We start from the raw sequence: 16,800 nt of genomic DNA, 5'->3' as shown, positions 1-16,800 counted from the left end.
ACGGAAAATCGGGCGTTTCGGCTTTTAGAAGCGAGTTTGACCGAACCTAATTTTGTACGGTTTTTCCCCCTTGTCTTCTTTCCATCCTTGTCCTCCTTGTCTTGTCCCAACCATAAAATAAAAAACCTACACCTGTAAGCTGGGGGAGAGGGGGTTGTGGCTTAAGTTGATACGACGGGCGCATGGGGCTTGTCGGGCGCACGTCGGTGCGCCCCTACGGTTTCAAAATTCACCAATTCAGGTGTGCCAAACCACTACCCTTTTACCGTTACTCCCCACATAAACGACCCATGAGCAACTCTCCATTGGCTAATCGATATATCCCCGTGGGTTCAATAATCGGATCACCGATTTTCCATGGGCGACGAGTTGAAGACGACGATTCTTCCCCATCTGCAGCAGGGGGAATTGACCGCACCGTACCAGTCTGATAGGGTGTATCGTAAAGATCCCCAGGGCGAAACGGGATACCCCCTGTGCCCGTAATAAAGAAGCTACCCCGTCGGGGTTGATGACGACGGGCAATACAACTTTCGGCAATTAGTTCGTCGGTGTCGATTCCATCGCCTGATAACAGGATGAAGCTGTTTTCAATAAAGCTGGTGTCGGGGATGGTAATTGTGCCGGGCACCAAACCGTCGGCATTGATATCCACGCGATCGTTAATATCAAGGGTAACCGGGTCAGTGCCTCTGGGCGCCGGTTTGAAGTTCTCTCCGAAGAAGGCGACGGTGTTCAAGCTGATATCCCCACCTCTGCCATCACGGGCATAAGCTAGGATATCGCTATCGTCAAATGCCAGGATGGTGTTGGCAGTTAGGGTAATATTACCGCCACCCCCGGCACCGGAGGCAACGCGGCTGGTGATGTCGCTATCTTCAAATAGGCGGATGTCAGAAGCCGTGATGGTAATCGCACCCCCAGCCGACTGTTCGGTGGAGGTGGCAATGGTGCCATTGGTGGCACTGAGGTGTTCGGTGTTAATTTGGATATCCCCCGCTTGGGCTGCACCTGTAGATTGGGCGATGATTCGTCCCTGATTGGTCAGTTGTACCCTGTCGCTGGCGTTGATAGTGAGATTCCCGCCAATTCCGTCGGGGCTGGGGGAAGAGGTGGCGGCGGAGACGGTGGCGTCGTTGGTAACGGTTAGGGTTTGGGTGTTAATTAAAAGGTTGCCGGCGGTGCCATTGCCGAAGGTGGCTACGGAGAGTAAACCGTTATCGGTGACGAGGAGAGAAGGGGTATTTAGGGTGAGATTCCCGCCATTCCCGGTAGCGCGGGCGGTGACGAGGGCGTTTATATTACTGGGATTCCCTTCGGCGTCAGTGCCAATCACTTCAATCTTGTCGGTGGCGGTGACGGTTAAATCTCCAGCATCGCCTATACCAGCCGTCAAGGCGGATAATTCGGCACCGTCAAGGATGCGTAGGTTTTGGGTAGAGATACTCACATCTCCCCCATCTCCTGTGGCACCATCTCCGACATCGGCAAACAAAGCACTGGGATTGCCATCGATGGGGTTATCGCCATTTAACTCAATTTGGCTAGCATTGACCTTTAACTCACCCCCATTCCCTTCTCCAAAGGTTCCCACCGATATCTGACTCCCCTGGCTGACCAATAGTTCTCCCGTCTCCAGGGTCAAATTCCCGGCATTGCCTGTGGCACCTAAGTCAACTTGCGCCCGGATACCACTGGAATTCCCTTCGGGGTCAGTGCCTATGACTTCAATTTTGTCCGTGGCAGTTACAGTTAAGTTCCCAGAATTCCCTTCACCAAATGTAGTGGCGGATAAGGAAGCACCGTCAAGGATGCGTAAGTATTCAGTAGAGATGGTCACATTTCCCCCATCTCCTGTGGCATCATCACCGACAACAGCAAACAAACCACTGGGAGTTCCATCGATGGGGTTATCGCCATTTAACTCAATTTGGCTAGCATTGACATTTAACTCACCCCCATTCCCTTCTCCGAAGGTTCCCACCGATATCTGACCCCCCTGGCTGACGAAAAGTTCTCCTGTCTCTAGGGTCAAATTCCCCCCATTGCCTGTAGCACCTCGGTTAACTCGCGCGGCGATATTACTGGAATTCCCTTCGGGGCTGCCTATCACTTCAATCTTGTCTTTTGCAGTTACAGTTAAGTTCCCAGAATTCCCTTCACCTAATGTAGAGGCGGATAATTCGGCACCGTCCTTGATGCGTAGGTCTTGGGTAGAGATGGTCACATTTCCCCCATTTCCTGTGGCACCATCTTCGACAGCAGCAAACAAACCACTGGGATTGCCATTGATGGGGTTATCGCCATTTAACTCAATTTGGCTAGCATTGACATTTAACTCACCCCCATTCCCTTCTCCGAAGGTTGACACCGATATCTGACTCCCCTGGCTGAGAAATAGTTCTCCTGTGTTCAGGGTCAAATTCCCAGCATTGCCTGTAGCACCTGAGTTAACTCGCGCGGCGATAAAACTGGCATTTCCTTCGGGGCTACCAATCACTTCAATCTGGTCAGTCGCCTCCACCCGTAAGTTCCCAGCATTCCCAACTCCAAATGTGGAAGCGGATAAAGCAGCACCGTCAAGGATGCGTAAGTCCTGGGTAAGGATAGTCACATCTCCCCCATCTCCCGCCCCAAAAACATCAGCGAACAGCAGCGAACCTTCACTCAGCGTCACCGATTCCGTCGTTTTTACCCGTACCTCTCCCCCGGGAATTTCACCCAAAGTATCCGCCCAAATGTCGGAACTTTGAGTCATCTCCAATCGCGCCGAGCGAATCTGCACATCACCGCCCCCCTCACCACTGGCATCCACAAACGCTCCCTCAGACAAAGAAATATCCCCAAATTCTGCAATCGAGTCATACCCCAAGACAAACCGATTCCCCATCTGAGTCAAACTCACTTCCCCTATCCCAGCCACACTCCCCAGTTCAATACGCCCACCAGCGGCTGTCAGATTCCCCCCTTCTAACCTGACATCTCCGCCAACTAACCCCAAGGTTTGACCCGCTCTTACTTGTAACCCTGGAGAACCACCATTAGAATTCGGTTGATCTATCACACTGGCGGCTTGGGATTGATTCAGAATCGGTTGAGCGGCAATGGCATTAAACAAAAAAGCAGAGGGATTAACCGTCAGTAAATTACTCTTCGCCGGTTCAGTGGCGCTAAATAATCCTGCATCCCCCAGCCGAATCGCATCAGCCGTCGTCGCAAAAAACGACCCCTCGATATCCAAACTGGCATTGGGTCCAAATAAAATCCCATTGGGATTCATCAGAAACAAATTAGGACTAGAGTCTCCAAACGTACCCAGAACGCCAAAAATTCTCGAAGGGTTGTTTCCGGTAACGCGAGTGAGAATATTCTCAATATTAGCCGGACTGAAGAAATAAACCCCCCGCCCCGCATCCACATTGAATTCTAGAAAACTGTGAAATAAATTACTCTCCCGAATCGCTCCCTGCTCGATTACATCCACGGGAAGGTTAGGATCAAGGGATCTGACGGTAGAACTCTCAGCCCCCAAGGTATCATCCGGCTCAATTTGCGCTAAAACCCCCTCCCCAGCGACGGTGGAGAACATCCCCACAACCGCCACAGTACCGATAACCAAAGACTGCCAACGGCGAGTGAACCAGCCTAGAGTAATCATGGTAAACGTCTCCTGAGCGAGTAAGGGGATTATGCTGAACTCAACGGGGAAATTAGGTATCGCATACTACCAAATAACCCAAAACCCATGGTGGGTAAAACGGCAAGGTTGAGTCAACACAATTTAAGGGAATCAAGCCCTGTTGATGTTGATTTATATAGTATAAACCGAATTATCCCATAGTTTGACAAAAAAAGTGGGCGCTCTCTAAACCCCCCCAATCCTACCAAATCCGGGGAACGCTACCCCCGTTATAAACCAGTCCTTACCTTGCGGACGAAAGTTTGTGTAGCAGCGATTTCAATCGCCGTGGCAAAAGGGGGTAATAAAGGCGGATTTGGTATCACCAGATTTTCAGACACCAATACCCAGGGGTAAGCTGTTTGGCATTTAAACATTAATGTCAACAATGGCTCTCATCCTTGTAGTGCGTTAAGCGAAGCCATGCCGCAGGCTTTGCATCTTGCTCGCTACCCATTCCCAATTTAAATGCATGACAGCTTATAGCGCTTAATTCTGTAATAAAGTACAGTCGCTCAAAGTCCCCCTTTTTAAGGGGGATGCGAGGGGGATCGACAATGTACCGCATAGCCGAGCAAACTGCTGTATAAAATAACAACACCAATTGTAGGGCACGGCAATGCCGTGCCCCTACTTAGATGTCAATTCACGTCAATTCTGCTTGATTCATCTGCTCATATAACCACGCCTCAAACAATTCATTCAGCAACCGCTGGCGCATCGCTTCATTCAACTGCGCCGGAATCAACTTCTCTAATCGGACAACAGTATACCCATCTTTTGCCGGTTGAGGCGACCAAACTTGACCCGATTGACTACTACGCAGTAATCCCGCTAAATTAGGACTCAGACTACCCAACTCAACTGGACCAATCAAACCCCCCCATTTCGCCTCTGACCCTTGAGAAAATTCACGAGCCACTTCAGCAAAGATTTGTTCCCCTTTCTTCAGACTCAAATAAAGTTTAAATGCCACAGCAAACTCCTTGGTCTTTAAACAAGAATAAACCACTCGATCTAACTCTCGTTTCCGCTGACGGAAATAATACTCCAATTGATGTCCCCAAGTCGCTTGTTTAAACATTTCCAATCGAATCCGCCGCCGGAACACCGCCTCTAATTCAGTCTGACTCATCCCACACCGCTTTAACCAAGCGTGGAATTCCTGTTCCCCCTGCAAATTATTTCGTTGACCGAATAGCTGACAAGCCTGAAAAACCTCCTCATCCGTACAATCAAACGGCGCGATCGCCTGATTGATCAGACTTTCCCGTAACCCTGGCGGAATCAGCGATGAACGAATAACCTTATGAGTAACTTTTTTGTCGGTACTGCGGCGGTTTGGGTGTTTAAAAAAGGTGGTCATCATCTTGCTCAAAGCCTAAACAATAAAACAGGTAAAACTAACGAATTAGAATAATCAAGGCTGAATTCAGGGACTGTCCTGGGTTCACGTTTCGCCCAAACAAAAATTCACTGTAGTCAGCTAGATTATCAAGTCCTAAAAAGTTCAGAATAACTTCTGTGACTAGCCAGAGTGTGGTAGTAAAAACGAGCTTCTTCCAATGAATGTGCATAGCTTTTGTCTCCTCAACTCCCTGGCTTCTTGCGTTTCCGGGTTTCAATACGGTTCATTACTTAACACAATAAAAAAAAGAGCGGGTTCAGACACCCCCCTCTTCTGCAAACTTCCTGGCACAATTGCGTTAACCCGATTGCCGAAAACTGCAATAGCCATGGCTGAATCCTGTAATCGCTGGTTCTCAACTTGGCATTCAACCTGGTAGAAAACCTTAATCCCTTACCTCAGCGAATTGTTTATTGTAATTATCAAATGAATCCTAATGATTTAAATCCAACTCAACCATTCAGTCAGATATATAATGCAACTAAAACCCCTTACTTCCTCAAACCTACGACCCAGCACCGTGGTACTCAGACCCAGCGGTTGTCTCGATAGTGCTCGCAGTCCCGCGTTTAGACAATCTCTAGAACAAGCCTTAGACTTGGCGACGGATACCGTGGTTGTGGATTTAGTATCCGTCAACGTAATTAAAGCCGAAGGAATTCGCAGTCTAATGGCGGGGATGAAACAAGCCGCCGCATTGGGAAAAACCCTATCTTTAGAATTTGTAGACGCCGTGACGCGGATGATTTTGGAAGAACAACTGCAGGATTTAACCTGATAGCAAATCCGGGTTAACTACCCCCGTTATCAACCAGTCCGCGCAGGCGGACTTGGTTTGTGTGGTTCCGCGATTTCAATTGCCTCCTTCAATCTACCCTTCAAGAAGGCTTCGCATACATTAGCGTAGCAGCAATTTTAATCGCCGTGGCAAAAAGGGGATTACTTGTGAGTGTTCTGCTGATTCTTCAGCCGCTCGAAGTTCCCTCTCGATGACGAAAACATTAGTATAGAGATTGGCGATAATTTGTCCACCCCACTGCGTCATTTGCAAGTGGTGCAACCCCGTTTGGATGTAGGGATAGACCAGGTTCCAGAAAAATTTTGGGTAGCCTTGGCGTAAGTCTGCTGGATGATGGTATCCTAACCCTTTATGAGTCCCTAGTTCTGCCAATTCATAAAACAATCCAGTTAGCTTTTGTAGGTATTGAGGGTCACTAAGTTGACCGATTAAATCAGCAGCACGAATTAAGCCAGGATAGTTGACCGTATCTTGATAGTCCTGATCAGCAGGTACGGGGAAACGGGTCAATTCAAGGTTACGCTGAATGACTTCAATATCAATTAAATCCTCACCCAAAAAATACTCTTGAATAAATAATTTGCCTCGGTCTACATGATAAGGAGCAAGGCTAGCATCGGTAGCACCTGGAGGGAGAATAATGACTTCCTGATTAATACCAGTGGCATACTGTCTTTGGTTAATTTTATCCTGGTGGCAAATCCCTTTAACATAGCCAATGTCATGGCACAATAAAGAAATGATACAATGTAACCAGTCTTTCGGGGAGACATTCCCTTCCCGAAGGTGCTTACCTCGTAAAATTTCCTGTCCGACTAAGGTAGCAAGGATGGTATGTTCAACCGTATGATAAAGGGCATTACTTCTAGTAATTTTGGTTAAAGCCAAGGTAGCGACCTGAATGATTAGGTTGGCATAGTCAGGTTTGTCGTGACCGTAAGTATAGCGGTATTCAGCCTGTAGTTGGGTAACACAAGTTTCAATCAGTACATCTGTCGGATTAAACATTAGCAGCATACTCGGTTATAATCTAATCGATTCGTTAAATTGAGATGCACCTGAGGAAGAATGGCACTCAACTCAGCAATTTTCGAGGGAGCATGTCAGTTTTGCCTAAAACGTTCAAGTCGGTTGGGTAGAGCGTAAGTGTTACCCAACAGGCTAATCTGGAGTTGGGTTTCGTGCCAAAAGTCCAACCGACAAAGATGACATGCTCCCATTTAAAACCTTGAGGCAAAGAAAAGGGATTCTAATGTTGATTAGCCTGTCTCCAAACGTGGGGAGTCATACCGTTATGTTGACGAAACTGTCGAATAAAATAGCCTGTGTCGAGATAACCCACAGCTTCAGCAATTGTTTGCACCGATTGACTCGTCGCCAGCAGCAAGCGACGGGCTTCGGCTATCCGGCGCTTGATAATCCAGCGACATACGGACTCTCCTGTCTGGCGTCGTACTAAGTCGGTTAAGTAAGCGGGGGAATAACCCATAGCTTGGGCGACATCGCGAAGACTAATCTGTTGGTGATAATTCGCTTCAATAAAGTTAAAGCATTGATTCAGCTTGGGGATAGATGGGAAGAATGACTCACAGGTGGCTAGTGCAGCCGCATCAGCAGATGGGGTGTCTGGAGATGGCGTCGCGTACCACCGCCTGAGGGTTTCTTGTCTTTTGAGGCGAACGGAAATGGCTCTGAGCAATTCTTTGGCGGTAAAGGGTTGAGTCAGATAATCATCGGCTCCTAGCTCCATGCATTTACGCTGCTCAGCTTGGCTGCCTTTGGTAGCGATAAAAATGAAAGGAATAACTGCTGTAGTCGAATCTTGACGCAACCGAGTGAGGACTTCATACCCATTCAGCTCTGGCATCAGTTTGCCACAAATGATTAAATCGGGCAACTGTTTTTGGGCTTGCTGAATGCCGATATGACCATTTTCTACACCGATGGCGTTGAATCCTGCTGCTTCTAAGTAGTCTAGAAACATTATTCGGGTTTTGGTGTCATTTTCAATCACCAGAATCTTTTTCATCACACATCTACTCCTGCTACGGAATTTGAGGTCTCTTATGGGAGTAACCCGTTGTTCTATTAACACGATAAGCAAAGGAGTGAGGCGATGCATTCACCTATTCTGCAAACTTGCTGGTATAGATCGGTCAGATTTGTGGCACAATTGTGTTAGTGAGTTTGCTGAAAAGTGCAAGGTCAAGCTCGCTACTAATCCCCAATTTAAATGCATGACTTGTGTGAGTATCTTGCTGGCTACTCTAGCACTAGGAGAAACGGCAAGGACATCAGCTAGTCCCAGAGGGAACTCTTAACAATAAAGACTGTCCTAACCTGTCTTAGTACCGCTACTAATACCCAATTTAAAACCATGACAGCTGAGAATCAAAACCAATTAACATCTCGCCCAGAAACAATCCCTGATCTGTTCAGATAATGCCGACAAAAACGGTGATTCCGGATGGTGAAGGAAAAAATGATCGCCCGGAAATAGTTGCAACATAAAGTAACGACCTGTCTGAATCCGCCAAGCTTCCAAGTGATCATAGCTAATTGCCCGATCCTGTAAACCGCCAAATACAGAAATTGGACAGTCGAGCGGTTTTTCGGTAGCATACTGATAGGTTCCCATCATCGTAAAATCAGCTCGCAGACTCGGCAAAAATAACTGCAATAGTTCCTGATTCTCTAAAATCGGCTGCGGTATGGCATGATAACGATGACGCAATTCCGCGATAAATGCAGCATCCGGTAACCGATAAATAGGTTGTCTGGAAATAGGAATCTGAGGAGCCGGACAACAACAAGCAAATAGGTGAACTAAACCCGAACCATTCTGGCGGCGGAGTTGACGGGCGACTTCAAAGCCAACTAACGCCCCCATACTGTGACCGAAAAACGCAAATGGTATCATCAAATACGGCTGTAGAACCGATACCAGCGTTTGAACCAGAAGCGGGAGTCGAGTAAACGGGCGCTCCATCAACCGACTACCCCGCCCCGGAAGTTGGATGATGCAAACGTCCACATCCGGTGGCATACGATTTAACCATGAACTATACGCCGAAGCAGTACCCCCCGCACAGGGGAAACAGAATAGTCGCAGGCGAGCCTTTGGCTTCGGTTTAGGGCAAATGATCCAGGAGCCAACATTTTGTTTAACAGTCATAGTATTATACCATCGTTTGAGCGTAAATCCATCAAAAATGCAACCAATAACAGTCAAGACATTGAGTCAGGTTGCCGTTTAAACCAACGCCGAATCAACAAATAGGCAGAGGGGACAAAATAGAGCGCCATCAGAGTCGTTCCGCCCAAACCACCCACAATAACCACAGCCAGGGGGGGCCAGAAACCACTCCGGTCAAACATCAAAGGCGTGAAACCAATAATAGTGGTGAGTGTCGTCGCGATAACATGGCGTGTCGAATGAACCACCACCTCCCGGGCGGCTCGCCAAGAAACCGGGCGACCCTGATCGTTCTCCTGTAACGCCGTTAGTACGACGATAGAATCATTAACCGCAACTCCCAACAAGCCAATCGTCCCCAGAATCGCGGTGAACCCGAATGGATAACCAAACAACCCCAGAGAACCCAGCGCCAAACCAACTGAAAATACAGCAACCAAGACAATAATTCCGGCTAATCGAAACGAACCAAACGTCAGAACTAACGTCGCCGCCATCAAAATCAGCAGCACTCCCAGAGTCGATACCAAATTACTAACCGCCGAGTTACGCTCACCCGCCTCGCCGCCGAAATCAAAGGAATAGCCGGGAGGTAACTCAAACCCCCTGGCGGCTAAACGGTGTTCAAAATCGGCAAGAACATTGGCAGGTAGTACGCCGGCGGTGATAAATCCCTGCACTGTATTCACCCGTTGTCCATTGCGCCGGGAGATTGTGGCTAAATCAGGGACGAGTTCGATGTCGCCGAGAGCCGAGAGGGGAATCCTGCGCCCATTCCCAACCTCTAGTCTCTGGCTGGGTAGTAAATCCAGGGATGCAATCTGATCCAGGTTAGAGCGGTTGGGATTGGATAAGCGCACACGTACCGGGAGTTCTTCCGTCGCCTCCAAAACAGAACCTCCGAGAACTCCCTCTAAATTAGCGTCTAATTGCTGGGCAATTGCGGTCTTATCAATTCCTGCCAATCGGACTTGCTCTTGATCCAGATTTAACGCTAATTTAGGTAGAGCCTCCGTTAAGTCTGCTCGCGTATCAATGACATCCGGAACATTCGCCAGTTCGGCGCGAATCTGGTTGCCAAGATCCCGCAGACAATCCAGATCAGAACCGTACAGCCGCAGTTCAATCGGCGCCGCAAAAGGAGGTCCTTGTTCAAGTTGTCGCACGATCGCGCGGGCTTGGGGAAATTCCTGATTCAGCTCATCCTGCAAACGTTGAATCAAGGGGCGGGAATTGACGTTGGCATGCAGTTGCACCAAACCTTGGGCATAATTGGCGGCATTTTCGCGATCGCCAATCACATTATAGTAAAAGGAGGGCGCACTTTTACCCATAAACCAATGGACATCTACCACTTCAGGGTGGCGCAGAATTAATTGCCTTGCCCGAATGACACTCGATTGAGTCAGGTCTAGGGAGGTTGATGTTGATAGCTCAAAATCAATATAGAACTGTTCGCGATCTGTCGGAGGGAAGAACTGCTGTTCCAGATGAGGCGCTACGAGAAAGCCGCTGATGGGTAAAAGTAGAGTCAATGTTACGCCAAAAATCGGTCGTGCTAAACTTTGAGCCAGAGTCCAACGATAGACTCGCGTCAACCCTGGGTGAGAGAAACCCGTTTGCCACCAGGCGCCTGAGACGGTTCCCCCTCCCCAGGCGTGTAACCGAGCCACTAAAGCGGGAATCACGGTTAACGAGAGCGCCAGAGAACTCAGGAGCGCGAGAATTACCGTCACACCAATCGTACCGGTGAACTCTCCAGTCCCCCCAGGGGCTAAGGCAATGGGGAGAAATGCCAGGACACTGGTTAAAGTGGACGCTAGGAGAGGGACAGCGATGTGGCGAACGGTTTGAGTGACGGCTCTGTGGGGGGAGACTCCCTCTCTCAACCGGATTTGTACCTCATCGACCACGATGATGGCATTATCGATTAAAAGACCTAACGCAATAATAGTACCCGTGACCGAGATCTGATGCAAGGGAATTGCCAACAGCTTCATGGTGCCAAACACCATCAACACGGACAAGGGTAGGGCAGAACCCACAATTAACGCTGACTTCCAGCCCATTATGAAAAAGCTGACTCCCACAACCAGCACCGCACCGAGTAGGAGGTTGTTGATTACATCATTGAGTCGGGCTTCAACATAACGGTTTTGGTTAAAGATGACCTGTAAGCCGATACCTGGTGGTAATTGGCGGCGGAATTTTGCCAAGGTTTGATCCGCGACTTGAGTCCACTGGTCAAGGCGTTGGCTGGATTCTACCATGGCAGCTACCGCGATTGCCGGCTGACCGTGGATCAGGGCTAACTCTGAAGCTGGCTCAACGATCCCTTTTTTGACCTGGGCAATATCGCCTAAGCGAGTAGACTGAGCGGTATCACCGAAGCGGATGGGAATACGGCGGATACGCTCTAAGGAATCCAGTTCGCCTTCAACCTCGAACAGCAGGTCATTGCGGCGGCTGCGTAGTTGACCGGCGGCCACTTTGGCGTCGCTGCTCAAGATTTGCTGGGAGAGCTCTTGTGCGGTGAGTCCTAAAACTGTTAAGCGATGGGGACTAATTTCGACGACAATCTCTTCTGCGGGAGCGCCGAATCGCTCAACCGCTTCTGTCCCCCTGATCAAACGCAGTTGATCTTCGAGTTCCTCACTCCAACGGCTCAGAATCGCATAATTAGTGGGTGTCTCGAGTTCCCAGGTCAACGCGACAATCAGGGCATTGGCTTTGGCTTGGGAGTCTTCAAAGGTTGGCTCTAAGGCGCCTGGCGGTAACTGGGGGGTAATATCGGTGAGTTGGTCGCGCACCTGTGACCAGACTCGCTCCACATTACTCACCTCGTCTTTCAATTGTATAGCGACGGTTGAGAAACCCAGGCGAGAGGTGGATTCAATGGTGTCAATTTCTTCGATTTCAAATAATTCTTTCTCAACCTTTTCCGTCACCAAAGATTCTACTCGTGAGGCACTGGCTCCGGGGAAACGGGTTGTAATTAAAGCATTGCGCTGAGTCAATTCGGGGTCTTCCATGCGGGGAAGGCTGAGGAATGAGGAAAAGCCCCAGACGACGATTAAGCAGATGGTCAAAATCAGCAGTCGGAGATTGCGGTAGAATAGATTGGACATTTTCACCCCCTCAGCGTTGAGCTGGACGCACAAATTGACCGGGAACAAGGCGATGAACCCCGTTGACAATGACCTGATCGCTCGGTTGCAGAGTCCCCCGCACCAAGACGCGATCGCTCTCGGTATGCAGGATTTCCACATCCCGGCGTTCGACGTGGAAAGGGCTTTGGGGACTAGAGACAGAAGCCGGACGGGGGGACTCCTGATTCTCTTGCGGTTTGGGCGCTTTTGCCATCACATAGCAAGACCAGAGACCCCGCGTTCCTTGAACCAGTGCCGTCGTTGGTAGCCAATAGCCAGAGGTGGGTATAGATTCGACCCGTTCCCACCGTGCCAATTCTCCCGGCGTCACCGTTGCGGCGGCTGATGGCTCTAAGGTGAGAACCACACTCACGGTGCGGGTGGATGAATCCAGTTCCGGCTGCACGGATGAGACGGTGGCGGAATAGGTGTTCTGTCCGATTTGTAGCTGGTGTTGGCTCCCGACTTGGAGTTGGGCGGTAGCGGTTACAGGTACACCAATCCGCGCCTCAAGTCCCGCATCTTCAACCAGATGTAGGATCGATTGACCCATGGAAACGACGGTTCCTTCGTCAACCAGACGCCGAGAAATTGTGCCGGCGAAAGGGGCTTTAATCGTACTGTTTGCTAAGTCAATTTCGATACTGGTGATCCTGGCATCAAGCTGCTTGACTGAGGCGCTTTGAGCGGCAATTTGTTCGCGGCGAGTCCCGGCGAGCAACTCCTCTAGATTACTTTTAGCTTCATCCCGGCGAGCGGTTAAGGTACTGGCTTCAAAGGCGACTTCATCGAGTTGTTCCCGTGAAATGGCGCCTTGGGCATAAAGCCATTCCCGCCGGGAGCGTTTGGTCTGTGCCAGTTCCAATTGTTCGTTGATTTGCCTAACGGTAGCCCGCGCCGCCTCGATGGTTTCGGTTCGCGGTCCGGCCTGTAGTTCTTGCAGTTGGGCAACAGCCTGCGATCGCTGGGCAAGTAACTGACGACGTTCGGCTTCTAGACGGCTAGTATCAAGTCGTGCTAGGGGGGTGCCGGGGTTGACGCGATCGCCTTCATCAACGGCAACAAAGACCAGTTGACCCGAACGCTCAAAGCCAAGCTCGCTACGGCGACGGGCGACAATTTCTCCCGTATAGGTGCGAGACACCGGGTACGAGTTTACCGGGGTTGCTGATCGGGTCTCAACGGGCAAAATATGGACTGAAGCTGGGGGGTTCGCGGCTTCTTCTTGCCTTAAGCGTCGGCTTAAACCAATGGTTAGACTCGACAGTAAAAGTAGGGCGATAAACCCTAATACTTTCGGGTTTGCCAGCTTTAAATTTTTTTTGATTTGATAGACATAAAGCATTGGTCGTAGAGGTTATTAAACAATTTTCTCTAATCATCCCCTCAAACAGCAATCCCGTACTGGAAATCGATGGAGAATTGCGAAAAAACGGTAACCCAACAAAAAAAATCCCGTTTTGACAGACGCGCCATGGCACATCTCTACATCTGGCGATCGCTAACTGGGGTGACGCGAATCACCAGCTTGCCAACGACGTGTCCTTGTTCGCTGATAGAATGAGCCTGGGCGACGTCGGATAGGGGATAGGTTTCCTCGATAACTGACTGAATCTTATTGGCTTCAATCAGTTCCTTTAAAAAGGTCAAATCCTTGCCACTGGGTTTGACCCTGATTAGTTTTGCCGTTTTACCTGGAAAAATAGACGTGAACAAGGTTTGGACGACGCTTTCGACGGTGGGTAACGTCGTCACATAAACCCCACGAGGTTTCAACATCTTTTGCCATCGAGAAAAGGTTTGATGGGCGACTGTATTAAAAACAATATCGTACTTCGCGGTGTCTTGGGTAACATCTTGGATGGTATAATCAATCACCCGATCAGCTCCCAAAGATTTCACCAATTCCACATTCTTGGTACTACAAACAGCCGTCACCTGTGCCGCAAGCGCCTTAGCAATTTGAACAGCAAAGCTACCTACTCCACCGGAACTGCCATTGATAAGAACCTGATGTCCGGGCTGAATTTTCCCCTGATTTCGCAACCCTTGCAGAGCCGTTAGGGCGGCTAGAGGCACAGCCGCCGCTTGAATAGGGGTCATGTTATTCGGTTTGAGACAAGCTGCCTGTTCGGAAACCACGGCATACTCAGCGTAAGCTCCACCGGGAAAAGAGTCAAGGTAGGCGTAGATTGGCTCTCCGGGGTGGAAGCGGGTGACAGCGCTACCCACTTCCACCACGTCTCCGGAAATGTCAAACCCCAAGATCATGGGGAATTTGTTCCCTGTGAACAGCTTCAGTAAACCCTTGCGGATTTTCCAATCGATTGGGTTGACACTAGTGCCATGAACTTTGACCAATAGCTGGTTGGGTTTAGGAGTCGGCTTTTCAATCGAGGTGTATTGCAGGACATCAACCGAGCCATATCCATTATTTATGACAGCGTTCATCGTATCTATCATCACCTTCAACAACAAAATTTCCCAAGCAAGCTACCCAAAGGTACGCTGAACAGAACTTAGCTCAAAATACAGACAGCTTAATCTCACTGAACCTGATTGTGACGTTGTTTTTTCCGATGAAACACGGCACCCAAAGCGCCCAACAGTAATAATCCCAACCCTGAAGCCGGTTCAGGTACAGCGACACTGGGAACCGCTCGCAGAGAGGCGGGGAATGGCAGACGTATTACATTGTAGCCATTTCCTGTGGTCAAATTAACGTCTTCAATTCCCCTGTCCTCAATAAAGAGCTGAACGCTACCACCACCCAAAGCAACATCTTGTAAAAAGGCATCCGCTAAACCAGCTGCCAAGGGGTTTAATCCAGCGACTTTCGAGGCATTAACGGGTTCAGTAAACCCGGCTTCAAAATCATCATCAGTTTGGGTTGTAGCACCGTAGTCAAAAACGGTATAGATAGGGGAATAACCAAAATTAATGAGTGGACTTGTGCCATAAGTCATAACTATCTCAACATCATCGGGATTGGCTTGATAAATGCGTTCTTCAAGGGTTGAATCCTCGCTAGCAAACCAGTCTTGACCAGGAACACCAGCCCCTAAGCTCCAAGTGTCTGTAAAATCACGGTCACTTTTTTGACCGTAACTAAAACCAATACTATTGAGGGGAATAGTGTTATGGGTTAGGTAACTGAAAAAGTTAGAGAAGCCGATACCATCATTCAATGTTGCCGATCGCGTCGCACCACTGGCAGGTTCTTCTGGACTTCTGGGACGACCGGTTGTGTAACAAGGAGCAGGATTGCCTGGGGAATTCTTGCTGATTTCTTGATAACTACAGTCTGAAAACAAAGGAAGTTTAAAGAACGCTGTGTATCCCTGGTTTTGGGATGGGTCTCCAAAAAAGTTTAGCTTGTGGTTAGATTCAATGGGTCGTGATGAAATATTGGGTAATGAATCAAAGTTGAAGCTTGCCGCCTGAACAGGTAAGGGGAGGCATACAGCGGCGGTGGCAGTCAGTCCGAGGACAATTGAAAGGTGGTGATTAGGCATGATTAAGCTTTGAACTCCTAAACAGTGTGAACACTAAGTTTCGGTAATCAGGGGGATGAAGAGGAGTTACCGATCTCCCCAAAAGTAGCGTATATAGTTTTTGACTTTAACAGCAGTTCTGTTGAAGTTGCAGTAGCAGAAAAAAACTTAATCATTCAACTCGACGCTGTTTACCCATAGCGAGCGTTGCACCAATAACCATCAAGATTGCGATCGCACTTCCAGGTTCAGGAACTTTGGTGGTACTAATCTCTACAAATCTTTTATCCCCTGTAACGTCAGCAATCTTCAAGCCGGCAACCGATTCTGTTGCCCCAGCAGCCATAAGTAAGTCGCTAAACTCCTGGGATATCCTTACCTCTGTACTTTGAGGAGTGATAATTTGATTTTCAAGATCAACAAGGGGAGGTCTTGGTGATACCACATCAAACAAACGCAAACCATTGCCTATTGTACCTGTAAACAAAAAGAATTCAAAATCAGGACTAAAGGCGGTGGAAAGTTCTCCAATCACAAGTTGAGGCTCTAAAGCGAGCTGAGCGGTATTTACATTAAAGATTACACGGCTAGCAAATGCTTCTACTCCACTTAGAGGAATGAAGGTATTTGTTTCATCATCGTAGCTGAAAGTGAATGTAGTACCTCGGACGTTTGGATCATCACTAGGAGGAAGGAGAGGTAGTGCCACGGTGAATCCTGGATCTGGCGTGACCGTATTTTCCAATGAAGCCAAAGAAAGACCTAATGATTCCAGCACATTGAATGTCTCTTCATTGAGCCTAAGGTTTTCTTTGCCAGATACTAATTGATAGACTTGGGGTTCAGCCTGAACAGGTAGAGGTGTACTTAGGGTAGTGGTCGTAGCCAATCCCAGAAGTATTGAAAGAATGTGTTTTCGCATAATTAAACCTCAAAGTTTTTCGACAGAATTAAACAGTGAGCAAGGGTTTAACTGAATCATTTGAGACTGGAAAATCCGTTGATTTTTCTTGTTTTAACCCTTTCATTGTCTTTCTCTAATATTAGAAAATATAAAAACAGGTTACCAGGGATT

Annotated in this window: 11 protein-coding genes; 1 reads left to right on the top strand and 10 read right to left on the bottom strand. The window is 48.6% G+C overall.

What is annotated here, in order from left to right; all coding sequences use genetic code 11:
- Positions 1-268 precede the first annotated feature (268 nt).
- A complete protein-coding gene (locus RIE73_RS16460; RefSeq protein ID WP_446402205.1) occupies positions 269-3,658 on the bottom strand; it encodes a two-partner secretion domain-containing protein in 3,390 nt (1,129 codons plus the stop codon).
- Positions 3,659-4,325: 667 nt separating this feature from the next.
- Entirely contained in the window at positions 4,326-5,048 is a 723-nt protein-coding gene (locus RIE73_RS16455; RefSeq protein ID WP_446402204.1) for a peptidylprolyl isomerase, read from the bottom strand.
- Positions 5,049-5,562: 514 nt separating this feature from the next.
- On the opposite strand from RIE73_RS16455, the gene RIE73_RS16450 reads away from it, so the two are divergent.
- Positions 5,563-5,865 (top strand): STAS domain-containing protein, encoded by a 303-nt coding sequence (locus tag RIE73_RS16450; RefSeq protein ID WP_446402203.1) that lies wholly within the window; start codon positions 5,563-5,565, stop codon positions 5,863-5,865.
- Positions 5,866-5,985: 120 nt separating this feature from the next.
- On the opposite strand, the gene RIE73_RS16445 is transcribed toward RIE73_RS16450, so the two are convergent.
- The 8 genes from RIE73_RS16445 to RIE73_RS16410 form a co-directional block, all read right to left on the bottom strand.
- Positions 5,986-6,894 (bottom strand): Npun_R2479 family HD domain-containing metalloprotein, encoded by a 909-nt coding sequence (locus RIE73_RS16445; protein WP_446402202.1) that lies wholly within the window; start codon positions 6,892-6,894, stop codon positions 5,986-5,988.
- Positions 6,895-7,135: 241 nt separating this feature from the next.
- Entirely contained in the window at positions 7,136-7,915 is a 780-nt protein-coding gene (locus tag RIE73_RS16440) for a response regulator transcription factor (protein ID WP_446402201.1), read from the bottom strand.
- Between the two features lie 372 nt (positions 7,916-8,287).
- Positions 8,288-9,061, bottom strand: coding sequence for a thioesterase II family protein (locus tag RIE73_RS16435; RefSeq protein WP_446402200.1), 774 nt, complete (start codon positions 9,059-9,061; stop codon positions 8,288-8,290).
- A gap of 53 nt (positions 9,062-9,114) precedes the next feature.
- Complete coding sequence (locus RIE73_RS16430; protein WP_446402199.1) at positions 9,115-12,210, bottom strand: efflux RND transporter permease subunit; 3,096 nt, start codon at positions 12,208-12,210, stop codon at positions 9,115-9,117.
- Positions 12,211-12,220: 10 nt separating this feature from the next.
- On the bottom strand, positions 12,221-13,576 hold the full coding sequence (locus RIE73_RS16425) for an efflux RND transporter periplasmic adaptor subunit (protein ID WP_446402198.1): 1,356 nt from the start codon (positions 13,574-13,576) through the stop codon (positions 12,221-12,223).
- A 140-nt stretch (positions 13,577-13,716) separates the two neighbouring features.
- Positions 13,717-14,682, bottom strand: coding sequence for an NAD(P)-dependent alcohol dehydrogenase (locus tag RIE73_RS16420; RefSeq protein ID WP_446402197.1), 966 nt, complete (start codon positions 14,680-14,682; stop codon positions 13,717-13,719).
- 95 nt (positions 14,683-14,777) lie between these two features.
- Positions 14,778-15,746 (bottom strand): PEP-CTERM sorting domain-containing protein, encoded by a 969-nt coding sequence (locus tag RIE73_RS16415; protein WP_446402196.1) that lies wholly within the window; start codon positions 15,744-15,746, stop codon positions 14,778-14,780.
- Between the two features lie 151 nt (positions 15,747-15,897).
- Positions 15,898-16,647 (bottom strand): PEP-CTERM sorting domain-containing protein, encoded by a 750-nt coding sequence (locus tag RIE73_RS16410; protein WP_446402195.1) that lies wholly within the window; start codon positions 16,645-16,647, stop codon positions 15,898-15,900.
- Positions 16,648-16,800: the final 153 nt, after the last annotated feature.

The sequence above is a fragment of the Coleofasciculus sp. C1-SOL-03 genome, assembly GCF_040220555.1.
GTDB lineage: Bacteria > Cyanobacteriota > Cyanobacteriia > Cyanobacteriales > Coleofasciculaceae > Coleofasciculus.
The sequence above is the reverse complement of the archived record's forward strand: the minus strand, read 5'-3'. Positions and strand labels throughout refer to the sequence as shown.